The sequence below is a fragment of the Ereboglobus sp. PH5-5 genome (assembly GCF_029504805.1).
In the GTDB taxonomy this organism is placed as follows: Bacteria; Verrucomicrobiota; Verrucomicrobiia; order Opitutales; family Opitutaceae; genus Ereboglobus.
The window spans coordinates 17,253-42,070 of record NZ_JAQFIT010000005.1 but is presented as its reverse complement, the minus strand read 5'-3'; the positions used below and the strand labels follow the sequence as shown (position 1 = coordinate 42,070).

Annotated in this window: 16 protein-coding genes; 9 read left to right on the top strand and 7 right to left on the bottom strand. The window is 59.6% G+C overall.

Going from position 1 to position 24,818, the window contains the following annotated elements; translation table 11 throughout:
• Positions 1-35: 35 nt before the first annotated feature.
• Both M2103_RS04320 and M2103_RS04315 read right to left on the bottom strand, forming a co-directional pair.
• A complete protein-coding gene (locus M2103_RS04320; protein WP_277508970.1) occupies positions 36-1,460 on the bottom strand; it encodes a sugar porter family MFS transporter in 1,425 nt (474 codons plus the stop codon).
• A 28-nt stretch (positions 1,461-1,488) separates the two neighbouring features.
• A complete protein-coding gene (locus M2103_RS04315; protein ID WP_277508969.1) occupies positions 1,489-4,812 on the bottom strand; it encodes a DUF5107 domain-containing protein in 3,324 nt (1,107 codons plus the stop codon).
• Positions 4,813-4,994: 182 nt separating this feature from the next.
• Between M2103_RS04315 and M2103_RS04310 the strand changes: the two genes are divergently transcribed.
• The 7 genes from M2103_RS04310 to M2103_RS04280 all read left to right on the top strand — a co-directional run bounded on the left by M2103_RS04310 (position 4,995) and on the right by M2103_RS04280 (position 15,469).
• On the top strand, positions 4,995-5,891 hold the full coding sequence (locus M2103_RS04310; RefSeq protein ID WP_277508968.1) for an AraC family transcriptional regulator: 897 nt from the start codon (positions 4,995-4,997) through the stop codon (positions 5,889-5,891).
• A gap of 239 nt (positions 5,892-6,130) precedes the next feature.
• Complete coding sequence (locus M2103_RS04305) at positions 6,131-7,267, top strand: translation initiation inhibitor (protein ID WP_277508966.1); 1,137 nt, start codon at positions 6,131-6,133, stop codon at positions 7,265-7,267.
• Positions 7,264-9,123, top strand: coding sequence for a DUF1553 domain-containing protein (locus tag M2103_RS04300; protein WP_277508965.1), 1,860 nt, complete (start codon positions 7,264-7,266; stop codon positions 9,121-9,123). Before M2103_RS04305 ends, M2103_RS04300 begins: the two co-directional genes overlap by 4 nt.
• Positions 9,124-9,243: 120 nt before the next feature.
• Positions 9,244-10,659 carry a DUF1501 domain-containing protein gene (locus tag M2103_RS04295; RefSeq protein ID WP_277508964.1) on the top strand — a complete coding sequence of 472 codons (1,416 nt, stop codon included), beginning with the start codon at positions 9,244-9,246 and terminating at the stop codon, positions 10,657-10,659.
• Positions 10,660-10,694: 35 nt separating this feature from the next.
• On the top strand, positions 10,695-13,076 hold the full coding sequence (locus tag M2103_RS04290) for a peptidase (protein WP_277508963.1): 2,382 nt from the start codon (positions 10,695-10,697) through the stop codon (positions 13,074-13,076).
• Between the two features lie 315 nt (positions 13,077-13,391).
• Positions 13,392-14,396, top strand: a complete 1,005-nt coding sequence (locus tag M2103_RS04285; protein ID WP_277508962.1) for a hypothetical protein — start codon at positions 13,392-13,394, stop codon at positions 14,394-14,396.
• A gap of 119 nt (positions 14,397-14,515) precedes the next feature.
• Complete coding sequence (locus M2103_RS04280; RefSeq protein ID WP_277508960.1) at positions 14,516-15,469, top strand: hypothetical protein; 954 nt, start codon at positions 14,516-14,518, stop codon at positions 15,467-15,469.
• A 1,075-nt stretch (positions 15,470-16,544) separates the two neighbouring features.
• On the opposite strand, the gene M2103_RS04275 is transcribed toward M2103_RS04280, so the two are convergent.
• Positions 16,545-17,771, bottom strand: a complete 1,227-nt coding sequence (locus M2103_RS04275; RefSeq protein ID WP_277508959.1) for a class I SAM-dependent rRNA methyltransferase — start codon at positions 17,769-17,771, stop codon at positions 16,545-16,547.
• A gap of 145 nt (positions 17,772-17,916) precedes the next feature.
• On the opposite strand from M2103_RS04275, the gene M2103_RS04270 reads away from it, so the two are divergent.
• Positions 17,917-18,513 carry a shikimate kinase gene (locus M2103_RS04270; RefSeq protein ID WP_277508958.1) on the top strand — a complete coding sequence of 199 codons (597 nt, stop codon included), beginning with the start codon at positions 17,917-17,919 and terminating at the stop codon, positions 18,511-18,513.
• A complete protein-coding gene (gene queG / locus M2103_RS04265; protein WP_277508956.1) occupies positions 18,497-19,639 on the top strand; it encodes a tRNA epoxyqueuosine(34) reductase QueG in 1,143 nt (380 codons plus the stop codon). Before M2103_RS04270 ends, queG begins: the two co-directional genes overlap by 17 nt.
• 18 nt (positions 19,640-19,657) lie before the next feature.
• Here queG and M2103_RS04260 read toward each other — a convergent pair whose 3' ends face one another.
• From M2103_RS04260 to M2103_RS04245, 4 genes are all read right to left on the bottom strand, one after another.
• The gene (locus M2103_RS04260) at positions 19,658-20,572 is read right to left on the bottom strand and encodes an alpha/beta hydrolase (RefSeq protein ID WP_277508955.1); all 915 of its coding nucleotides are present in this window, start codon (positions 20,570-20,572) and stop codon (positions 19,658-19,660) included.
• Positions 20,573-20,606: 34 nt separating this feature from the next.
• Entirely contained in the window at positions 20,607-22,856 is a 2,250-nt protein-coding gene (locus M2103_RS04255) for an AMP-binding protein (protein WP_277508954.1), read from the bottom strand.
• A gap of 63 nt (positions 22,857-22,919) precedes the next feature.
• A complete protein-coding gene (locus M2103_RS04250) occupies positions 22,920-23,576 on the bottom strand; it encodes a hypothetical protein (RefSeq protein ID WP_277508952.1) in 657 nt (218 codons plus the stop codon).
• Entirely contained in the window at positions 23,573-24,634 is a 1,062-nt protein-coding gene (locus tag M2103_RS04245) for an ATP-binding protein (protein ID WP_277508951.1), read from the bottom strand. Before M2103_RS04245 ends, M2103_RS04250 begins: the two co-directional genes overlap by 4 nt.
• Between the last annotated feature and the right edge of the window lie 184 nt (positions 24,635-24,818).

Genomic DNA, 24,818 nt, shown 5'->3' with positions numbered 1-24,818 from the left:
ATAATCAGGTTAAAATTTCGTTGTGGTGTGTGTCATTAATCAACCAGTTCCTTTTCCAATTGCTCGAGTGTTTTTCCCTTTGTTTCGGGCAGTTTAATTTTGATAAAAATAAATCCGGCGAGGCAGATCGCGGCATACAGCCAGAAGGTGCCGTAGGCGCCGAGCGCGCTGTTGAGCAGCGGGAACGTGTAGGTGAGCACGAAGCACGCGCCCCACAACGCCGCCACGGCGACGGCCATCGCCGCGCCGCGTATGCGGTTGGGGAACACCTCGGAAATCACCACCCAAGTCACGGGGCCGAGCGACATGGCGTAGCAGCCGATCGCGGCGAGCACGAGCAGCAGCATCGGCCAGCCTTGCACGCCTGTGAAATAACAAAAGCCCATCGCCGTGTAAATGAGCGCAAGCCCCGCCGCGCCGAAAAGCATCAGCGGGCGGCGTCCGCCCTTGTCCACCGTTCCGAGCGCGACAAACGTGAACGCGAGATTCACCGAGCCCGTCCACGCGATGTTTTTCAACACGGTCGAAATATCATATCCCGCCGCGCTAAAAATATCCTCCGCGTAATTGAATATGACATTGATGCCGCACCATTGCTGAAAGACGGCGAGCGTGATGCCCAGGATGAGCACGCCCCGCAAACGCGGGTCGAGCAGTTCGCGGAAGCTTATTTTTTCCCGCGTGGTGGTGATGGTTTGGTTGATCTCGCCAATCGCCGTTTGCGCGTAGGCCGCGCCGCCGATTTTGCCGAGGATTTTCGCGGCGTCATCCACGCGGCCCTTTGTCACGAGCCAGCGCGGACTTTCGGGAACAAAAAACATGCCGATGATGAACAGCACCGATGGCACCGCGGTGAGGCCGAACATCCAGCGCCAGCCTTGCTGGCCGAACCACGAGTTCACGATCCACTCGTTCGTCGCGCCCTCGGGCAGGTTGCGCACTAGAAACCAGTTTATGAATTGCGCCAGCAAAATGCCGATCACGATGGTGAGCTGGTTCACGGAAACGAGCCGTCCGCGCAAATGCGCCGGCGCGACCTCGGCGATATACAGCGGCGAGAGATTCGACGCCAGGCCGATGGCCACGCCGCCGAGCATCCGCCAGATGATGAACAGCGTGAAGTTTGGCGCGAGGGCGTTGCCGATCGAGGTGATCGCAAATGTGAGCGCGGCCGTCATCAGCAGCCGTTTGCGTCCGAAGCGGTCGCTGAGCATGCCGGCCACCATGACGCCGACCAGGCAACCGATGAGCGCGCAACTGTTGGCCCAGCCGGAAAGCGCGGGATTATCGAGCTGGAAATAGCGCTCGAAAAAGGGCTTCGCGCCGCCGATCACGACCCAGTCGTAACCGAACAGCAAACCGCCCAGCGCGACGACAATCGAAATGCACCAGACGTAGGCGAGGTTGTAACCGGTTTTCGGCGCGGGGACTGCGGAGCCTGCGGGGACGTTGGCATTCATGGTTTTTTATATGAGGTTAATGGTGCGGTTATTTTTCCAGTTTGTTTTTCAAGTCGGCGGCCCATGCGTCGGCGTTTGTGAAAGCGAGCGTGCGCGCGAGGTGTTCGCGAGCCCGAGCCGCGTCGCCGAGGCCTTCGCAGGCGAGCGCGATTAAGAGATGGTTTTCCGCGTCACGCCGGGCTTGAAGGTTTTCGTCGAACACAAGGATGTCGGGCAGCGACGTGGCGAAGTAGTCGATTTTCGCGCGCTCGCCCAAGCGGATTTTTGCGAAACTTTTCATTTCCTCAAACAGCGTTTCCGCCTCTTGCCCGCGTCCGAGTTTTCGCAGCGAAAGTCCGCGATAATAACTGAGCGGGCTGTGGACGGTGACGGCCATCTCGCTGAAATCGCCCTGCTCGGCGGCGCTCATTTCGAAGTGTTTCGCGGCCTCGTCGTTTTGTCCGAGCGCCAGCAGCGCGCAACCGGTCCAGTAGTTCACATTGGCTTTGGCTTGCAACAGGTGGTAGGACTCGCCGAGCGAGTCGGGCGTGTCCATCGCCTGTTGAAATTGCTTCAGCGCCTCGTCCGCGGTCCCGCGTTCCAGCGCGTCGCAGCCAAGCAGCAGCCGCGCCCGCGTGTATTCGCGCAGCACTTTTCCCTCGCCACCTTCCCACGGGTGGAACCGGCGCGAGAGCACGAGGTCGAGCGCCTTGGCGGATTGTCCGGTCAGGTTATACAGCGTGGCGAGCTCGACCGATGTGTCGTCGCGCTCGTTGACCAACTCGCGCCGCGCCTCAAGCCAGGCGAGGCGTTTTTCGAGCGGTTCGTTGCGCTTTTTGCAGAGTTGGTCGAATTCGTAAATCAGGCGCGGATCATTCGGGTCGATTTCAAGAGCGCGCTCGTAGGCGGCCTTTGCCTTGTCGCCGTCGTTGCGAATATTCCAATACGCGATGCCAAGGTTGCGGTGCGCGGTCGCGCATTTCGCGGAGGAGGCGGCGCAGCGCTCCCACACGGCAATCGCATCCTCGTGACGCTTTTTGTCGTAATAATAATTGCCAAGCGCGTAGGCCGCGAGCGGATCGTCGCCGGGTTGCGCGAGCGCCCATTCGAGCGCAACTTGCTCGTGCACGCGCGAGGGGAAGAAATATTCGAACGGCGCATTGCGCGCCGCTGCGAGTTCGCGCTCGGCGGTGGCGGCATCGCCGGTTTGCGCAAGCAGCCATGCGCGCGTGTAGCGGATCGACTGCGAGCGCTCCATCGGGTTCGGCGTGGCGCTGACGCCCACGGGTTGCGCCTCGTGCAAATCAAGCAGCGCGAGCGCTTCCGCAAACAGGCCGGCCTCGGCGTAATCAAACGCAATGTCCAGAATCGTCTGCGCGTCGTTGCGCGACAGCTTGAGGAACTCGGTGTTGTCGTTCATCGCGCGCGCCCGCTCGCAACGCGCCCAATGGTCGAGCGCGTCGGTTTTCAGCAAGGCGTCCAGCGCGGCGCCTGCCATTTGGTTCTCACCGAGACGGCGCAGCACGATGGATTTTAACACGAGGGCCTTGTTGTTTTCGGTGTTGGTTTTCAGGCCGCTCTCCAAGTGTTCGAGCGCGCGTTTCCATTGACGGTCGCGGCACGAAAGCGCGGCGAGTTCGTAGTGCGCGGGCGCGCGCCATTCGTAGTTCCATGTCGCCTTGCCGAAATGGCGAGCGGCCCCGGCATGGCGGCCTTGGAAGCGGCGGGCCAGGCCGAGGTAATAATGCGCCTCGCCCGTCGAGGGATTCGGATGCCGCTCCGTGAGCCGCGCAATGGCGCGTTCGAGATGCGCGGCGGCTTTCTCAAAGAGCCCGCGCGAAAGCAGGCGGCGGCCAAGCGCGATATTGCACGCGACATTGTCCGGATCGCGCCTGAGCGCCTCCTCCCAGTAGGGCTCGGGCGCGCGCGTGCAATGGCGGTATTGCTCAAGATGCTCGGCGACGGAGCGCAACTCATCAACCGTCGTTATGTCGGCGGGGGAGGGCGGCTCGATCGCGACGTTGCGCGATTGTTTCTGCGCGGCGCGGTCAACGGGACGGTAGTCGAGCACGCGTTCGCCGCGCGCGTCCTCAAGGATCAGCTCAAGCGCGGACGGATTGTCACCGCGCATGATGTGCTCGCGGTTTTGCCAGGGCCGGCCCGGACGCAGCTCGACGCGCGTGTCGATGAGCGTGTGCCCGCCCTCGCGCAAAATGACGCGCCCGTCGAGCGACGCGGGCGCGAGCGCCGCCGCGTCGATGCGCCTGTCGTCGGCGACGACGAGGCGGAGCGCGGCGCGTTCGCTGGCGTTTTGCACGGGGCCGGTTTTCTGGATGGGCCACCAGTATTGCGAGAACGTCTTGGTCTCGTAGGGCGCGAGATACGCGAAGTCGGGCTGGTTGTCCGTGTAAACGCCCGCCATCAATTCGATGTAGGGGCCGCCCTCGTCGGTCAGCTCGCGATCCCACGAATAGCCGAAAGGGTGGTTGCCCCAGGTCCATTGCTTTTTGCCGGGGGAAATCATGCGGTCGGCCACATGCACAAAACCGCCGTCCGCCTCGAAGTCGAAACCGCCGAAGAAATCGAACGCGGTCTGGCACACCATGTAGCTGGTCGGCACGGGAATATTTTTATACCAAGTCAGGTCGTTGGCCCCGGGGCGGTCCTGATAACGGACACCGTAATACGGACTCGTCGCAATCGGAAACGATGTCATCGCGCGCACCGCGTGGTCGGCAACGTAGGTGACATCCTCCGGGAAAAAAGACTGGTAGCGATCATGCACCCGAGCCGCGACATTTGCCCACCACAGAAATGTCTGCATGAAGGGCGTGCGATTGAACAAACGCGCGCGCAGCTCCACCAGCGAACTGCCCGGGCGCAGGCGAATGCCGTGCATGCCTTTCATGCGCAACATCGGATCGTGATCCGACATCCAGACCGTGCGCGCGCCGTCCGCCTCCTCCTCGATAAACATGTCCGCCGGCATGAAGGTGCCGGGGCGGTGGTGTTGCGGCCAGTTAAACTCCACGCCGCCGGAAATCCACGGCCCCGCGAGCCCGACGAGGGCGGGCTTGATGACGGTTTGCTTGTAGAAAAAATCGTAGTTGTTGTTGGTCTTGTCCTGCCCGAGAAAAATCCTGCCGCCGATTTCCGGCAGCATTTCGAGTCGCACAAATTCGTTCTCCAATTCCGCGACGCTGTAGTTCGCATCGACCGGATCGTCAAAAACCTTGTCGATAAACGGAACCGGATAAACGCGCCCCGACGAGCCTTGATAAACCCGCCGCTCGAAGAACATGGGGTTGCGCTCGGGTTTTCCGACCGGATACGTTTTTATTGTTTTCTGGATGATGTGTGCGTGGATTGACATGACTATTCGCAAGTGTGCCGGGGACTCGTTTGCCGTTGAATCGTGAGGTTGCGGGATTGAAGGGTGGGGAAGGGTGAAATGCGGGAAGCCGGTTTTGAAAACAGGATGCCGAAAGCGTAACACGCCGCGCCCGTGTTTGAAATGGACATCCCTATGATTGGCATGGAAGATATTATGGTATTGTGAAAACTCCAGCAACACCGCGCATCGCGGACGGATTCCCCGGCGAACGGCTTGTCATCCTTCCGCAAAACGTGCTCCGGCAGGCCGGGCGCATTCCCGCGTGCGCCGACCTTTGCGTGACGCACATCGGACGCTTTGACCGCGTGCTCGGGCATTATGTGGACCGGCCTGACGGTTGCGCGCAGCACGTTCTTATCTTTTGCCTCGGAGGGCGCGGCATTGTCCACGCGGGCTCGTCGAAGTGGTTTTTGCACCGCGGGCACGGCATTGTGCTGCCCCCGAATGTCGCGCACCGATACGCGGCGGACGCGCGCGATCCATGGACGGTTTTCTGGTTTCACTTCACGGGCGCCCGCGCCGCCGCCTACGTGAAAATGCTCGGCCTCACCACGCGACAACCGCGGTTTTGGATTCAGAATGTCGATGTGATGATCGAAGCGTTTGAGGAATGTTATCATCACACAATCGGCGGCCACACCGACTCCGACCTCATCGGGCTCTCGACCACGTTCATGCGATTCATGGGATTGTGCCGCACGATGAAACGCTCGCCGAGCACGCGCCGGAGGCACACCGAGGAGCGCATCGTCCGCAGCGTGCGCTTCCTGCGCGAGAACTTGGACCGCACGCTCACGCTCGTTCAAATCGCGAAGGAGGCGGGCATTTCGGTGCCGCATTTCTGCGCCATGTTCAAACGCCAGATCAACTGCGGCCCGCTGGAATTTTTCGCGCGCCTGAAAATGCAGCGCGCCTGCGAACTGTTGATGCAAACCGATCAGGGCATTTCTGAAATTGCCTACGGCCTCGGATTCACCGACCCGTTGTATTTCTCAAAACGCTTCCGCCTGCACGTCGGCACAAGCCCGTCGGAGTATAGGGAACAGGCGGGGCGCTGAATTGCCGCTCAAGACTGACTGGACAAACCGGAATGAGGAGCATTTCAATTTAATGTAATTAGACATAATCTATCTTGTGCGAATTTGATTAATCTTTCCCCGTAGCTCCAGTTTCCAGGGGTTTTACTCCTGAAAATCGCCTCTCAAAACCCTCTGTTGTAACCGCCTGCTGAAATAAGCGTCCTCAGTCGCATCAAAGTCCCCAAACCCAAACAACACTGACTTTTTCCTCGAAAACTATGTCACTGCAAACTCCCGTTCCATCTGATTTGGAATCCTCGCAATCCCACACCAACGGCTTCGTTCGTGAGAAATCACTTGGCGGAAGCATGGTCTCAATCAGCGCAAATGCCGGGTCCGACGAGTCCATCGTCGCGCTGATTGGCCGGTTGTCCGATGCGGCGCTCGCTCGCGGGCTCGTTCCGATTCAAGGCAATGCGTTTTGTGATCCCGCGCTTGGCAACGCGGCCGCGAACCTGCCCTTCCCGGTGGCGTTTCTCGGGCGTCACGACACACCGGCGGGCTGCGTCTTGAGCGCGCGCATCACGGCGCTTCCCAAGGAAATCAAGATTGACCGCGTGCTGGATGAGCGTGGAGCGGTTTGCGGCGCGCAATGGGAAACGCCCGATGCGCGTTATCTGCTGCTCGGCGCGCTCACGCCGCCGGATGTTCGCGCGGCGCGTGATGCCCAGTCCGCGGATGTGTGGCAGTTGTTGAAGGCGCGGCTCGAACACGCGGGTTTCACGCTCGGCAACCTAGTTCGCACCTGGTTTTTCAACGACCATATTCTCGACTGGTATACGGACTTCAATCGCGTGCGAAATGCGTTTTTCACGGAGCACAATATCTTCGGCACGCTGGTGCCCGCGAGCACGGGAGTCGGCGCAAGCAACGCCGCGGGCGCGGCGCTTTCACTCGATGCGCTCGCAGTCGCGCCAAAATCCGCCGTTGCGCCGCGCGTGAGCGCGGTGACTTCGCCGCTCCAGTGCGCCGCCTACGATTACAAGAGCGCGTTTAGCCGCGCCGTGGAATGCGCGGACGCGGACGGTTCGCGCCATTTGCTCGTGTCGGGCACGGCGAGCATCGAACCCGGCGGCAAGACCATCCATCTCGACGATCTCGACGCGCAAATCGACCTGAGCCTGCGCGTGGTCGAGGCGATTCTCAAATCGCGCGACATGGACTGGCGCGACACTGCGCGCGCGATTTTATATTTCCCCCGCATCGAATGGATGCCCCGCTGGGAGGCGCGCCGAACGGCGCTCGGGATTCCGCCATTGCCCGCGATTTTTGCGCATTGCGACATCTGCCGCGACGATCTGCTTTTTGAAATCGAACTGGACGCGTGGAAAAAAGAAAGCGAGGCGCGTGCATGAAAACGCAACACACCCGCGCGCTGCGGACGGCTTTTTGCGCATTTGTGTTTTGCCTGATCGGCTCCGTTTTGGCGCAAGCCGCGGCACTTAAAATCCGTCCCGAGTCGGTGGTCATTGAGCCGGGCAAAACGAAGCGCATTAAAATCCCGTCCGGCACGAGCGTCCATTCAAACGATTCCAACGTCGCCCGAATCAAAAGCGACGGCACGCTGGAGGCGGTTTCGCCGGGGCGCGCCGTGCTCAGTTTTCGCTCCGGGGATGATTACGCGACGGTTTTCGTGACGGTGAAACAAACACCTCCTTCCGGCGCGAAATTTTTCACGACAGCCGATGCCGCCGACGCGCATCCGATTGACATGCTGGTCAATAAAAACCTGCGGCAGCTCGGCGTTCTCCCCTCCCCTCTTTGCTCGGATTCGGAATTCCTGCGGCGCGCGTGTCTCGACCTGACGGGCGCGCTTCCCCCGCTCGAAAAAACGCGCGAGTTTCTTGCGGACACAGATCCGCAAAAGCGCGAGAAGTTGATCGACTGGATTTTTTCGCGCCCCGAATACGCGGATTATTGGGCGATGAAGTGGAGCGACGTGTTGCGCGTGAAAAGCGAGTTCCCCAGCAACCTCTGGCCCAACGCCGTGCAGGCCTACCACAACTGGCTGCGCGGAGCGATGGCCGGCAACATGCGCTACGATGAGATGGCGCGGACGCTTCTCACCACGGCGGGCAGTAATTTCCGCGATCCACCGTGCAATTTTTACCGCGCCACCCAGCGTCGCACGCCCGCGGGGCTCGCGTCGGCGTTTGCGCTTATTTTCATGGGCGCGCGTCTCGATTGCGCCGAGTGCAAGGAGCATCCGTATCAGACTTGGCAGTCCGGGCAGGCCGCGGGTCTCGCCGCGTTTTTCACCAATGTGAAATATAAAAAAACAGGCGAGTGGAAGGAGGAGATTGTGTATTTCAACCCCTCTTGGTCCCAGCACAGGATCGGCGCGGAAAAAAACACCGTCGCAGCCCCCGTTCTCCCCGATGGCACGCCGGTGAAATTTAACCGCGCGGACAATCCGCAAAAGCATCTCGTCAAGTGGCTGACCTCGCCGAAAAATCCCTACTTCGCGCGGCACGTGGCAAATCGTTATTGGTGCGCGCTGTTCGGGCGCGGCATCACAATGCCCGTCGATGATGTGCGCCCCGGCAATCCGCCGGCCAATCCCGAGCTGCTTGATCTGCTCGCGGAAAAGGTGGTCTCAAGCGGTTTCGATTTGCGCGCCCTGCTCCGCTTCATCGTGACCTCGCAAACTTACCAGCGCTCGAGCGCCGCAAACGAAAGCAACGCCCGCGACTCGCAAAACTGGTCGCATTACATTCCGCGCCGCCTCGACGCCGAGGTTCTTGCGGACGCGATCGGCACGGCCACCGGCGCGTATGAATATTTCGAGAGCCGTATCCCCGAGCCGTTTGCCATGTGGCCGGACGATTTCCACAGCGTGGCGAATCCCGACGCGAGCGTGACGAGTGGATTTCTCGAAACCTTCGGGCGCCCCGGACGCGACACCTCCCACGAGGTCGAGCGCGACCGCAGACCCTCGATGGCGCAGGCCCTCTACCTGTTCGACTCGGAGGCACTCACCAAAAAACTGCGAAAAAAAGACGGCGTTATTTCGCAGCTCGCCAAAAAGCACGGGGCGAACGCGGGCGCGTTTGCCGAGGAGTGTTACCTCACGTTTCTCGCGCGCATGCCGACCGGCGGGGAAACCTCCATCATCAACAGTTATTTCCAGGAGGCTCCCTCCAAAAACACCGCCGCGCAAGATGTCGTCTGGGCGCTGATCAACACAAAGGAATTTTTATACAATCACTGATACAAAATGCGGAATTCGGAATGTGGATTTCGGAATGCGCGCTGCCATGCGAATTTCAAAATCCCCAGTGGGGCGGAAGCACCACAATTCCTAAATCCGCGTTCTGAAATCCACATTTCCATGAACACTCCCGATCCTCTCTTTTCTCCCGATTCCGCCTCGCCACACGACCCGCTCTGCGCCCACGAAGACCACGCCTCGGACGCGCTTTACCGGCGCGCGTTTGACCTTGTTACCCGGCGCGACTTTCTGCGCATCGGCGCGCTCACCGTCGGCGGACTCGCCATGGCGCCGTATCTGCGCTCCGCGCCCGCGTCGAACGCCCGCGCCAAGGCCGTCATTCAACTGTTCCTGTTTGGCGGCCCGTCGCATATCGACACTTTCGATCCCAAACCGCAGGCCTCGACCGACATCACCGGCCCGTGGCGCAAAACCGCGCGGACCAACGTGGACGGCATCCAGATCGGCGAACTGCTGCCGCTCTCCGCGAAACACGCCGACAAATACACGCTCCTGCGCGGCCTCTCGCACAAAACCAACGCGCACGAAACCGCCACCTACATGATGCAAACCGGCACGGATCCCAGGTCCGGCCTTGTGTATCCGTCGATGGGCGCGGTCATCGCCTACAAAATGGAGGAGGCCGGCCTGCTCAAGGGGCGCGCGCTTCCCGCCTACATGACGGTGCCGGTTGCGATCGGGCGTTTTTCCGAGACCGGGTTTCTCGGCCCCCGCTACCGTTCGTTCATTCCGGGCAACCTCTCCAATCCGATCAGCGCCGAGCAACGCGCGCACCTCGAAAAACGAGCCGCGCTCCTGGACAACCTCGACGCCCTCGGCCATTCGCAAAAAGCCGTGTTCGAGGAAGCCGATTATTTCCGCGACCAGGCTCGCGAAATGGTGCTCGGCAAGGCGCGCGACGCCTTCGACATTTCCAAGGAAAGCGCCAAGACCCGCGAACTCTACGGCAACACCGAGTTTGGCCGCTCGTGCCTCCAGGCGCGCCGGCTCGTCGAAAACGGCGTTTCCTACGTCACCGTGAACATGCGCGGCTGGGACACGCACCGCGACCAGGCCGAGCGCTACAAAAAACTCATGCCCGAACTCGACCGCGGCTTCTCCGCGCTGCTCACCGACCTCACCGAGCGCGGCATGCTCGACTCAACGATTGTCACTTGCGGCGGCGAGTTTGGACGCACGCCGCGATTCATGACCGAGCCGCCGTGGAACGGCGGGCGCAACCACTACGGCGCGGCGTTTTCATGGGCGATTGCCGGCGGCGGATTCCGGGGCGGACAAGTCGTCGGCGAAACGGACAACCGCGGCGAACGCGTCACCAAGCGCGCCATCGCGCCGTGGGATTTGTCGGCGAGCATCTACAAGCTCCTCGGTATCGATCCCGACGGCACCCTCCCCCACCCCCTCGGTTGCGCCGCCTACGTGACGCCGCGCCAGGACGAAACCGCCCAGCCCGCAAAAAAATCCACCCAATTCACGCCCGGCGAGGGAATGTTAAAGGAGATCATGCCAACATGACCGCTCGCTGCGCTCTCGGTAAATCCCAAATTCCAATGAACAAATTCCAACGAAATTCCAAATTCCGGCATCCAAATTCCAAAACTGAAAAAGCATTCCTCCAGCCAACATTCCGCTGGCTGGTTGGAATCTGGATTTTGATCGTTGGAATTTGCGGCCACGCAGTGGCCGCGCCTTACATTGAATACCTTTACCCCGCGGGCGCGCAGCAAAACCGCACGATGGAAATCACGCTCGGCGGCAGATCGCTTGAGGGCGCGAGCGAGGTTTGGGTCAGCGGCAGCGGAGTCACCGGCAAGGTGCTCGAAGTCAACATGCCCACCGAGGCGCAAATCAGGGAGGCCCGAAAACGCGACGAAGTCGCCGCGCAAACCGCGCGCGTGCGCCTCACAATCGCGCCCGACGCCGAGCCCGGCATTCGCGATCTTCGCGTCATGGCGACGGCGGGATTGTCGAACCGCTTTCGTTTTGAAATCGGCAAGCTGCCCGAGGTTTCCGAAAAGGAGCCGAACGGCCATCTGGCCGACGCTCAGCAACTGCCCGCGCTCCCCGTCGTCGTCAACGGCCAGGTAACAAACGCCGACCGCGACTTTTTCCGTTTCAGCGCGCGCGCCGGACAGCAAATTCTCATCGAGGTCAAGGCCCGCGCCATCAAGTCCTATCTCGCCGATGCCGTGCCCGGATGGTTTCAACCGCGCATCGTGCTCTACAACAGCGAAGGCGACCGGCTGGCCGAGGCGGATGATTTTCGTTTCGACCCCGACCCGGTCATGTTCTTCAAGGCGCCCGGCGACGGCGACTACATCGTCGAGATATGGGACGCCGTTTCCCGTGGACGCGACGACCTTGTTTACCGCATGAAAATAGGCGAGCTGCCCTACGTGACGGACATCTTTCCCCTCGGCGCCCCGCAAGGGGTCAAGCACCACCGCTTCACCGCGCGCGGCATAAACCTGCCCGGCGAAACGGCAGACTGGATATGCGATGTGAGCGACCGCCAGCCCGGGGTTTCCGAGATCAGCTTCACGCTGGAAAACGGCGAAAAGACAAACGCGCGCCCGATCGAAATCAGCGAGCTGCCCGAGGTCGCGGAATACGAGCCGAACAACGCCCAGCGCCAGGCCCAGCGCGTGACCACGCCCGTCATCATCAACGGCCGCATCGACAAACCCGGCGATATCGACGTGTTCACCTTTTCCGCCAAGACCGGCGACAAACTCGTCATCGACGTGATGGCGCGCCGCCTCGGTTCGCCGCTCGACGCGCGAATCGTTCTTGGTCCGCAAAAACTGCTCGGCAAAACCCTGACGGCCGACGACGTGAAGGACGAGCGCTTCGGGCTCATCACCCACCATGCCGACCCGCGCCTCGCGCACACATTCACGCAGGACGGCGACTACTTCGTCCACCTCAGCGACACCCAGGGCAAGGGCGGTGTCGAATACGCCTACCGCCTCAGCATCGCGCCGCAGCAGCCCGACTTCGAACTGCGCGTCACGCCCGACAACCTCAGCGTGCCCGCGGGCGGAAATGTTGTTGTGCAACTCAAGTCCATTCGCATCGACGATTACAACGACCCCATTCGCCTGAGCACTGAAGGGCTGCCCCCCGGCTTCGAGCTTGCGGGCGCCGAGGTGAAGGCCGGCAAAAATCAAACCATCCTCACCCTCTCCGCGCCGCTCGACGCGAAACCGGGCGTTTACAAGCCGCTCTTCCGCGCCGAGGCGGAAATCGACGGCAAGACAGTGACGCACAAGGCCAATGTCGCCGAGGAGCTCATGCAGGCGTTTTTCTACTACCACACCGTGCCCGTCGAGCAGGGTTACCTCGTGGTCACGCCCGCCTCGCCCTTCCGCGTCGAAGTCATGCGGCCCGCAGACGCCGGCCCGCTCGAACTGACGCTTGGCAAGGAATGCGAAATCCCCGTGCGCATCATCCGCGACCCGAACTACCGCCCCCCTGTCGCCGCGCCGCAGCCGCCAAAGGCAAAAGCCGGCGCCGGCACAAAGGGCAAGGCAACGGCAAAAAAGAAGACGACTTCAAAAAACAAGTCTGCCGCAGCCGGAAAAAACGCCGGGAAAAAGAATGCGAAGAAACCCGTGAAAAAACAGCAGCCGCAATCCGCCGCCAAGGTTCCCATTCGCGTGATGGCCTCGCGCGGGGGCAAGGGCATGATTGTGGAAGTCGCCGTCATTGAAGCCGGCGCGACGGAAGGTGTGGTCAAGGTGCGCTGCACAAACGAAAAAATGGTTGGTGAGGAAGGCGTGTTTATCATCGAGGCCACGCAACGCTTCCGCGGCCAAAAGACTTCCTCTCTCGCGCCCGCCCTCCCCTTCAAGGTATTGCCCGCCGAGGACGGCGAGCCCGTCAATCTCGTGCGCGACCCATCCGAGAAAAAGAACCAGCCAAAGAAATAATCATCTGTGGAGAGGATATGTTCCGGCGTAAGAGCCTGATTCACACCGCAAAAAACCAAAATGGTGTGCATGTGGCAAATGACCCCGGAGACAGGACCGGCGAGCCGAAAAACTGGCCGGATTCACTCTGCACGTCAAATCGTGCATTTGTATTCCTGCACGGCTACAATGTGAACCCACAGGAAGCGCGTGGCTGGGGCGCGGAAATGTTCAAGCGACTCTATTGGGCTGAAAGTAAGGCGCAATTCCACATGGTCATCTGGCCGGGAGCGGGAGTCGCAATTACCCGATCCCTTAAAACCTGAGTCGATTGGATTGCTCACACCCGACTTTCACGTCAATGTTGAAAATGCCTTTAATGCCGCCCCTGCCTTAGCCGACTATTTGAGATATCTCGGGGCTCGAGGAAAAAAGATAACGACCGGAGCGCATAGCATGGGTAATATAGTGGTAACCAGCGCATTGTGGGATTATGAAGTCGGCATGAATATAGTAGATCGCCACATTGCATTGGACGCCGCCGTTCCAATCGAAGCACTTGATGGCGCAGAAACAAAACATCCGGAGATGCTCCATGGTGACTGGTATGATCACACCCTGCATAACTACATTTACCCTGAGGGTGCTATGGCAAGCGAGTGGCACGCATTGTTTAAAAACCGAACTCCCGTGGATCGTCGTGACGAACTGACGTGGCGAGACCGATTTAACAATGCATACAACCGCTATGCGAATCGAAACCTGATCATTGATCGTTGGTGGAACTTTTATTCGAGCGGAGAGGAGGTGCTCAATAATGTGGAAGCCGACACGCATAGTCTGTTTGTCAACGGGGCGCTGAAAGGTGGCGAATATTCATGGGGCATGCAGGAAAAATACAAGGGGCGCGGAGGCGATATATCAAGTATGCCATTTATGGCCAGCTGGCTGTATGGGGAAAATGGAGGATGGCGTTTTAACAAAAACGGCGGTTGGCCGTCAGATGCTTTTTTCCGTCCCAAGGATACATGGGTAACCGCAACGGGGAACGCAGGCGAAAGACAAGTATTCCGGGCCAGACCAGTGTTCCACAAGGGACCTGAGGAACTGGAGCTCCTCTATGATACCGTCACAGCCTCCGAGGGAGACCAAGGCTACCGTGTGCCGGATGCCTTCTTCACCTTAGCTGGCTACTCCAGCGGTTACAGCGCCAATGCTCTGCTTGCAAACTCAGTCCCCGCTAGGACCTTTGCCGCAGGAAGGAATGAAATTGATGCGATCAAAAGATTGCCAAATAGTGTTGCTCGAGATCGCAATATCGATATGAATACACTACAATAAAATGGATGGCCGTCGAACCGTGGAAACGACAGAAAGTGGAAGCATAGCGATATTAAGGATATAAGCTATATTTTTACCTATAAGGCCTATGATGAACTTGCAACAAAAGGAGCATTGAAATGAAAAAAATAGTAATTATATCAGCGTTTTTATTCACGATTACCGTGGCATTTTGCAGCCAGCAGATTCCCGTGGGCAAGGCCACAATAAAAATAATCGACGAGCAGGGAGAACCTATAGTTGGAGCGACGGCAGGCATTGCATTTAATGTTCCGTCTGGAACACCGGGAGGGCCTGTATTGAGTCATGAGGGGGCGACTGATAATAAAGGATGCTTCAGCGCATCGGATTCATGCAATGGTATATTTTATTATGGAGCCAAGAAAGATGGATATTATGAAGCGCATAGCATTCGCTATATGTATAAAGATGTAAAATTGGGCAGGTTGACTCCGGAAAACCCCGAGTTAACTGTGATGTTAAAGAAGATCATCAATCCGGTGCCCATGTATGTAAGGAAGGTAGCATTACAGACACCTGAGCTAGACAAACCAATAGGATTTGATTTTGAAGTCGGGGATTGGATTGCTCCTTATGGAAAGGGAATACAATCGGATTTTATATTTACTGTGCTATGTCGCTGGCAAGATATGAATAATTTTTACTCGCAAGTAAATGTAAGTTTTAAAAATCCCAACGATGGGCTGCTGGAGTTTGCAACACCTGCGGCGACAAGCAGCCTGCTGTCTCCACACGCTGCCCCGATGGATGGATTTCAATCGACCTGGGGACGAGAGGTCTCGGCAGACCCTGTGCATGGTCGAAAAAATTGGGGAACCCCAAAGACACAAAATTTCATATTTCGAACTCGAACAGTGGTTGATGAAAATGGAAAAACTACCGCTGCAAATTACGGGAAAATATATGGTGGGATTGATAGCGGTGGAGAATCAGGAGGAAAACCGTATATAACATTTACCTACTACTACAACCCTGATTCTCAAAGTCGAAGCTTGGAATTTGACCCCAAGCAAAACCTCGCAAAAGAAGAGAAATATCCGTTTCCGCCGTAAGGAGTCATCTGCAAAAATGCCCTTCCAAATGTGGCAACCAAGTGAACCAACGAGCCAACCATTAGCAGTTGATATGCCAGAAGATTTTCCAGCCTTATGCTAATTAAGGAAAAACGCGATGGACAGCTTTTGTTCATTACGTTCACCTACTCGCTTCGCTCGGGGCTGTTTCGCTGCGCTGCACAACGCCATCTCCGCACTTCGTGCTCCGTCGGCTACAACCCCTCATACTTTGAAACTTCTGAGTCAAAACTCGCCTGCTCAAACTAAACACTCCAATGGCTTGCCCGCCACGTGCCACTTGTCCCTGCTAACCATTCATACTCCCATCAACCATCCGGATTAGTTTCGATCTAAATCGGTAGGAATGCGACCGCCCATGCCATGCTATGTAAGACTCAAATCCCATGCAGAATGCGCCCATCAGTCAACCATCACAATTCGGTAGTGTCCGTCAAGGGAGCCGTTGCCCAAATCAAAAAAGGGGGAATATATTGCATGTTAAAATGTGATGTAATACATCATGATGGGAATCAAAGACAAGCAGGGAGCTCTGTTTAGCTATAATATAAATCTGGAAGAGCGAGTGCGGGAGGACAATATGATTGTTTTGTATCGGGCGGCTCTGTATATTACTTTTACTCCCATGAATCGAGGACTTACCTTGACGTGTCAGTCAGGCAGGAAAATGGTTCATTTGCCCGTGATGGAGAGGGAGTGTTGATCAGTGAAGGGCTTAATCCTATGAGGATATTTGAAAGGGTATTTATACCACCAAGTGACAATGCGCCGCTTCAACTTAGGGTTGGAAATCAAGGAAGGTATAAAATATACGAACTCAATTCTTCGGGGAAATTCGTGCTTAAAAAGGCAGAACTTGACTGACGCGAAGCATCAAAACGCGGCTGTTTGGCGTCCGCTTTTTGCGCAACTGAATTAGGGCCTTGTGGTTTATTTTGTCACATTTTGAGGCAGGGCGAACCGTTCCGGCGAGCCGGGAATGCCGTGGCGCGACCGGAGATTCGCCCACCCCAGAGGCATTTCCTCGAAAAAACCCAACCGAAACAGCCCCAACTCACTCCACGCGCAGAATGTAACCGCGCAGGTATTCGCTCTCGGGCATTGTCACGAGCACGGGGTGGTCCGGCGGTTGGTGGCAAAACTCCAGCACGCTCACGCGGCGACGCGCGTCCGAGGCCGCCTCGGCGAGAACCTGCCGCAACTCCGCCTCGTGCATGTGATGCGAGCAAGTGTAGGTCGCCAGAATCCCGCCCGGGGAAAGCCGCTGCATCGCGCGCAAATTGATCTCCTTGTAACCGCGCATCGCGCCCGCAAGCGCGCTCTTCGACTTCGCAAACGGCGGCGGATCGAGGATGATCAAGTCCCACGTCTCCGCGCGCTGCTCCGGCGACGGGCTGTTGAAAAAATCGAACACATTGGCCGCCAAAAACTCCGCGCCCACGCTGTTGCGCTCCGCGTTTTTCCGGGCCTGCGCAATCGCGTCCTCCGCGCTGTCAATGCCGAGCACGCTGGCCGCGCCGGCGCGCGCGCAATGCAGCGCGAACGGCCCCTGGTTGCAAAACGCGTCGAGCACGCGGCGGCCTTTTGCATGGCGCGCCACGGCCATGTGCTGCGCGCGTTGGTCGAGGTAAAAACCCGTTTTTTGCCCGCCCTGCAAATCGAGCCAGTAATCAAATCCGTCGATGCGCAACCAGCGCGGCTCCCAGGTTTTTTCCGAAAGCGTGCCGGTCGTCTGCTCCAGCCCCTCCAGCCGCCGGATGGGCGCGTCGTTGCGAAATATGATTTCAACCGGCGCGGGTTTCACAATCTCCAGCAGCAAACGCGCGATCACATCGCGCCGCTTTTCCATGGCGAGGGTTTGGATTTGCAACACAAGCGTGTCGCCAAACTGGTCGAGCACCACGCCCGGCAAGTCATCCGACTCCGACCAGATCAGGCGCCTTGCGTTTTTGTCGCAGTCCGGGGACTCGCGCCGTCCGATCGCGCGCGTGATCACCTCGCGCAAATAGGCCTCGTCGAGCGCCACGCGCCCGCGGCTGAGCCTGCGCCAGCAGATTTGCGAGCGGCTGTTGTAAATGCCCGAGCCGATGCGCCGCCCCGTGCGATCGCGGCACTCGACCACCTCGCCGTCGAACGATGCGGGAAGCAACGCCTCGACTTCGTTGGCAAACACCCACGGGTGGCCGTTAAGGGCGCGCGCCCTGGCGTTCATTTTGAGTTTGAGCGCGGGCGCCTGCGCGGATTCGGAGGCTGGGACTGGCGTGGATGGATTGTCAGACATGCGACCCGAAGTATTCGCAAAAACCCCGCCCGCCGAGAAGCGCAAAATTTTTAATCATCGGAACGGTGTTCTCCGGGTCGCCGTCCGTCGCGCATTTCTTGTTTTGCAAAACCCGGGCGGCTGCCGCAGGGTGCCGGACAGCACAATGACAACACCGGTTGTAAATCTTTACATGGTCGGCTTCATGGGCACGGGCAAAACCACCGTCGGCCGCGCCATCGCATACCGGCTCGGCGCCAAGCTGATCGATGTCGACGCGGCGATCGAACGCGAGCAAGGCAAGCCCGTCTCAAAAATTTTCGAGGAGGACGGCGAGCCTGTTTTCCGCAAGCTGGAGCGCGACTTCATCGAGAGCGGGCATCCCGCGCGAGGCTGCATCGTCGCGTGCGGCGGCGGACTGGTCGTGCAGCCGGGAATGCTTGAGTTGCTCGATTCGCGCGGCGTCGTCATCTGCCTGCACGCCTCGCTCGAAACCGTCCTCAAGCGCACGCGCCACAGCAAGTCGCGCCCGCTTTTGAACGTGGACGATCCCCTCGCCCGGATGCGCGAAATCTACTCGGTGCGCGAACCCATTTATCGAAAAGCGGGCACGCTTCTGCTCACGGACAACCGCTCGCTCCCCGACGTCATCGCGCACGCCATGCGCGTTTACAAACGCGAGGCGGCCGATTTTCTGCGCACGCACAGGCACGCGGAACCTCCCGCGACAAATCCCGCCGCCCCCGATGATCGAGCCGGCTGAACTGCGCAAGCGCCTGCTCGCCCTTGGCTTTGACGTGGCGCGTTTCGCGAGCATCCCCGCGAGGGACGACGGCGGCGCACTGCCCGAAGTCAACGCCCTTCGCAAGTGGCTCGACGCCGGATATCAGGCGGACATGCACTGGATCGAGCGCGGTTTTGCCAAGCGCGCCTCCCCCACCCTCGTTCTTCCCGATGCCGGGTCGGTCATCATGCTCGGCGTGAATTATTTTCAAGGCGCAGCCGGTGCATCATCCGATTTGCGGCACCCGCGCTGGGCGCGTTACGCGCTGTATTCGGATTATCACGACACGATCAAGCCGGCGCTGGAAAAAGCGGGCCGCGTGCTTGAGGAAACACTGGGGCTCACATCCGCCGATTATCGTTATTACGTGGACACGGGCCCCGTCCTCGAACGCGCCTGGGCATCACGCGCGGGTGCGGGTTTCGCCGGCAAAAACGCGATGCTCGTTTCGCGCGACTTTGGCAACTGGCTCTTTCTTGCCGCGATTCTTGTCCGCGCAAAAATCAAGGCGGACGAACCGCTCCCCGCGCGCTCCCACTGCGGCAAATGCACGCGCTGCATCGACGCGTGCCCGACCGGCGCAATCGCGAGCCCCGGCACGCTTGATTCCCGCCTGTGCATTTCCTACCAGACCATTGAAAACAAGGGCGCAATCCCGCGCGGGCTGCGCGCAAAAATCGGCGCGCGCATTTATGGCTGCGACGCGTGCGCGGAAGCCTGCCCGTGGAATCGCTTCGCGCAAGCAAGCAGGGGGCTGCTCCTCGAGGCGCGCCCGGAGATTACGCGACTTTCCCTTAACGAATTGCTCGCGCTGACACCGGAGAGTTTTGCCGCGCATTTCCGCAAAACCGCGATCAAACGCATCAAGCTCGCCGGGCTGCTGCGCAACGCGTGCATCGTCGCGGGCAACACCGGCGCGCGCGCCGCGGAGCATCTTCCGCAACTTTCGCGCCTCGCCGCGCACGAATCGCCGCTCGTGCGCGCGCACGCGGTCTGGGCCGTGCGGCGCATCGCGGACAGGGAGCTGGCAACGCGGCTGCTGGCCGAGGCCAGGAACGCCGAAAAAGACGCCGCCGTGCTGGATGAGTATGGAGCCCAACCTTGAGCGCGCCGCCGGCCGGTTTTATCGGCTTCTCGAAATCGTCAGCCAGCCGTTGTGTCGCATCCATTCCTCGCAACGCACGGGCCAGCCGGAGGGCGGGCCCATGTCGGGTTTCATTCCGAAACCGTGCCGGGCATTTTGATAAAGGTGCATTTCGGCGGGCACGCCGACTTTGCGCAGCGCGAGGTAAAAGCGCACGCTGTTTTCAACGGGCACGGTTTTGTCGTCCGTGCCGCTGACGAGAAACACCGGAGGAGTGTCCTTTGTGATTTGTTCGTCGGTCGAATACAAATCCACCAATTCCTGCGCCGGGGTTTTTCCGATGAGATTTTGGCGCGAGCCCTTGTGCGTGATCTCGCGCATGGAGATCACCGGATAAACAAGCACGGAAAAATCGGGGCGCGCGCTCACTTCGTCAATCGGCGCGCCGGTCTTGCCGTCGGGATGGGCGTGGAGCGTGGTCGCGGTTGACGCGAGGTGCCCGCCGGCGGAAAAACCGAGCACGCCGACGCGGTCCGGGGTCACGCCAAACTCGGCCGCTTTTGAGCGCACGGTGCGCAATGCGCGTAGCACGTCGCGGAGCGGGGCGGGTTGTCCGTATTCCTTGAGGCGGTATTTGAGCACGAACGCCGACACGCCGATGGAGTTGAGCCATTGCGCGACATTGCGGCCCTCGTTTTCCATCGAGAGGCGCGAGTAGCCGCCGCCGGGACACACGACAATGGCGGTGCCGGTGGCGTTGTTTTTCGGCGCGGGATAAAACAGCATCGTCGGCGTGTGGATGGCGCTGGAGCTTGTCGGCGTGTCCTTGTCGGGCGCGGCGTCGGCGCGAAGTCCGGGAACACCCTCGGGCCAGAGCGGAATAATCGCCGGCTCGGCGGCGGCGAGAGTAATCGGGAGAAGGAGGGCTGCGAGGGTGCGGAGGCGGATTTTCATTGGATTGAGGTTTTAAAATGCGAGGGCGCGTCGATCACAGCGCGCCGTGTCCGTGGCGGTGGATGCCGTTGGTCGCGGCTTCCTTGAGCGCCTTGAGGTCCAGCTTGCCGGAGCCGAGCACGGGGATGTGGTCCGTCTTGAGGATGATGCGCGGCACCCAGAGGTTGGGAAGTCCGGCGTCGGTGAGTTTTTGGCGCAAGTCGGCAAGCTCGATGTCGCGCGTGGTGAGCAGCACGAGAATCTCGCCCTTCGCCTCGTCGGGCACGCCGGTGACGGCGACGACGTAACCCTCCTCCTCGCCAAAGCCAAATGCCTTGACGATCGTCTCCTCGATCGTGCCGTGCGGCACCATCTCGCCGGCGAGTTTTGAGAAGCGCGATAGGCGGCCCTCGATAAAGAGAAACCCGTCCTCGTCGAAGCGAGCGAGATCGCCCGTGAAGAACCAGCCGTCGCGAAGCGCCTCGGACGTCTTGGCGGCGTCCTTCAAGTAGCCGGTGAAAACATTGTCGCCCTTGAACAGGAGCAGGCCTGTTGATGTGAGCGGCAGGTCCTCGTGCGTGTCCGGGTCGAGGATGCGCGCGCTCATGCCCGGCAGGAGGCGGCCGACCGAGCCGAGCCGCTTGCCGTATTGCGGCACGGAAAAACGCGAAATCGACGGCGGGTGCTGCTGGTTCACATTGGTCACGGGGCTCGTTTCTGTCAGGCCGAAGCCCTCCATGATGTCGATGTGGAACTGGTTCATGAACGAGTCGTAGAGATCCATCGGCATTTTTTCCGCGCCCGAGACGACGAGTTCAAGCGACTTGAGTTCGCCGTGCGTGGCGCGTTTCAGGATGGGCCTCAGGAACGAGGGCACGCCGATGATCACCGTGGCTTTTTCATCGCGAATCGAGTCCACCACGCGGCGCGTGTCGAGCGGACTCGGCACCGTGATCGTGGTGCATCCGCGCAGGATCATATACCAGACCGTGATCGAATAACCGAAGCTGTGAAACAACGGCAGGCACGCGAGCATGCGCGCGCTGGCGGGCAGCACCGCGATGGACGAAATCTGCCAGCACTGCGCGAGGATGTTGCGATGCGTGTAGACGACGCCCTTGGGCTCGCCCGAGGTGCCGCTGGTGAAAAGCAGCGAGCACTCGTCGTTGTCGCCGCGGCGCGGCAGGCCGAGCAGGCGCGGCACGAGCTGGTTGGGCACGATGTAGGCGACGACGATCCAGAACAGGATGCGCACTTTGCTGATGGCCATGATCTCAGCCTTCAGGTCCTTCGTGCCCGCGGGCCAGGGAAAATTCGGAACCCGCTCCTGCATGGCCGGCGCCGAGATGACCGTCGATATTTCGCCGAGTTTCATGCAGGCCTCCGAGGTCGTCTTGCCCGCGGTAAAGTTCAGGTTCACGGGAATCTTGTTGGCAAAGCTCACGGCGAGATTCGCGATATACGCACCCGCGCCCGGTGGCAGCACAATGCCCACGCGCTTTTCGGGAACTGTTTTTTTGAGACGGCGCGAAAGCGCGGCGGACACGGCGAAAAGTTTCGCCGCCGACAGTTCGGCGCGGTCGGCGGTGCGGTCGATCACCTGAATGAAACTCGGATGCTTCACAAGCGCGCGCGCCGCCTCGGCGCCGAGATGCCTGCGCAGCACGGGGCGCGCTGAAAACGCCTCCGCTCCCAAGTCGAGCAGCTCGCGGCGCATCTTCTCCGCCGTCGCCTCGCTCGGAAGCATCGGGCGCCCGAAGCACACGCACACATGCGTGGGCATGATGCGCGGTGACTTGAAAATCCAGCGGTCCCCGGAAAACGAAAAGACCGAGCCCCACAAGCCGTCGTGCGCCACGGGCACGACCGGCACGCCCGCGCGTTTCGCAATCGCCTCGAAGCCGTTTTTGATGCGCATCAACTCGCCGATGCGCGAGATGTGCCCCTCGCCGAAAATGCACAGCACCTCGCCGTCCTGCAACGAACGCAAGACGCGCCTCGTGCTGCCCACCGGGTCGCGCGGCGAAAACCCGATCATGCCCGACCAGCGGAAAAGTTTTTCGAAAAACACATTCGCCTTCAGCCCCTCGTAGCCGAGAAACCGCAGCGGCCTCGGGCACGCCAGTTGCAGCACGACCGCGTCCACAAATGAAAGATGGTTCGCAATCAAGATCACCCCGCCGCGCTCGGGCACGTTTTCAGGGCGCCTCGTCTTCACGCGATACATGAGCCGCACAATCGGAAGCAGCAGCCATTCGAGCGGCAAAGGCAGATACGAGCGTTTTCGAAAGAGTTTGGTGGACATGAAAAAAGGTGTCGGAAGTAAGAATACAGGAGTCGAAAGTGAGGGCGCCGGGCGCGGAACGGTTTATTGGGAAGCCGTTGTTGCTAACTGACTTTTCCAACTGCGCAAGTCTTTCGCCAACGATTCAAAGCCGGGAAAATCGTGCTCCAGCCGCCGCGTGTCGCGCCGGTGGCGCTGCACTTCCCTCATCGCGCAATCAATCTCGTGCGCCAGGCTCGGACGATCCGTGCCATACACGCGCACTTTCAACTCCTTGCGCGTGTAAGGCATCACGCCCGAGGCCTGTCCGTCGGTCCAAGCGCGTTCCGACACGGTCTCGTCGCGCCCGCACAAATACCATCCCTCCACCGCCGGCACCGCCACGCCCACGCAACGCAGCAGGTGCTTGCGACCGCGCGCGGGCGGCAGTTTTTTTGTCGTCTGCCTGAACACTCCGCGCAACTGGCACATGCGGCAACGCGGATGATAATAACCCTCGCGGTCGTGCTCCGCGGTGTGCACCACCGAGTCGTCCGCGTCCACGACCACGACGAGCCCCGTCGCGTCCGTGTTGAAATGCAAATGCCGGATCACCGCCGGCAACACTTGCGCAACCGACGGCCAGCCGCGCGCGCGCAGCGAGGGCGAGACCAGTCTCACGTTTTCGCCGAGCACCGACTCGACCAGCACGCGTATGACCATTTCGTCAGCGGGTGACTCACTAAGGATTCCAAGCTTCATCCGCGGGTGTCGTCAGGGTTGCTCTCGTTGACGTCTTCGGAAGGCATCCCCTCCTGCGGCACACCGCCGAGGATTCCCGAAAACCACATGTCACCAAGTCCCCCCTCGGCCATCAAATCCCGCAAATCCTTGCGATCCGACAAACGCATGAACCGCGCCGTCAGTCCGCGTTTCTCAGTTAGCACCACCTCCTCGGGATGCTCGCCAAACAAATCCAGCAAATACGGCGAATGTGTCGTGGCGATCACCTGCACCGGCGGGCGATCCAGCCCATACGCCTCCGGATAGGACAGCCGATACAAAACATCGCGCACCTCGCGCAACAATCGCGGATGAAACCCTCGGTCAATTTCCTCGATGCACACGATCGACGGCGGATTCGGGTCATACGCCAGCGCCAAAAACGCCAGCAAATATAAAGTGCCTTGGGAAAGATGTCCCGCGCCGATCAGTTCGCCGGTTCCCGTCAGGCGCAACAACAGCTCCGTGCCGCCATCCTTGGTAAACGTCCACTGCAGATCATCATACTCGGGCAAAATTCGGCATAGTTCCGCGCGCATTTCCTCAAATGCCTTTGGCTCACGCATTTGCAGTGAAGCGAGCACCGTCGCCAGGTTCTCCCCGTCGCTCTTCAAATCCGCGCCTTCGCGCGACATGCTTTTCTCCGCTAATGCCCGATGATCAAGCACATAACAGCGGACTCGCATCAACTCCGACCTCAACTTGGGCCAATCGTTCTGCCCCGAACCGGACGGCAGCGACACCACGTCCAGAAAATCACATTCCGTCTCCGAGGTGCATTTCATCACCGCCTCCAGCCCGTCAAACGGCGGCGTGAAATACCAATAAAGCTCCGGCCCGTCCGCGATGCCCTCGCGCGCCTCCTCCGATTTCACGCCGCAAAGCGGCAGTTTGGCGAGTGAGCTTAATCGTTGCACAGCATCGATAAGGCTCGTTTTTCCCGACCCGTTCGGGCCGATCAGCAGATTAAACGGCATCAGCGAAAGCTCCGCGTGTTTGAGCGCCCTGAAATTGCGAATGGTAACTGAGGCAATCACGACCAGAGGCTCGTGGAAAAATCCGCCCAAGGCAACCCCTAAGCGCGCAAACGCAAATGCCTGTAAACAGCCTCTTTTTCGCAAGCATTTCACAATCATTTATCCTAATACCTCACGCATTTCATTGCATCGCTCCGATAAAACTATTGATTGCTCCACCCTGCTAAAATCAAACTAAGGACAA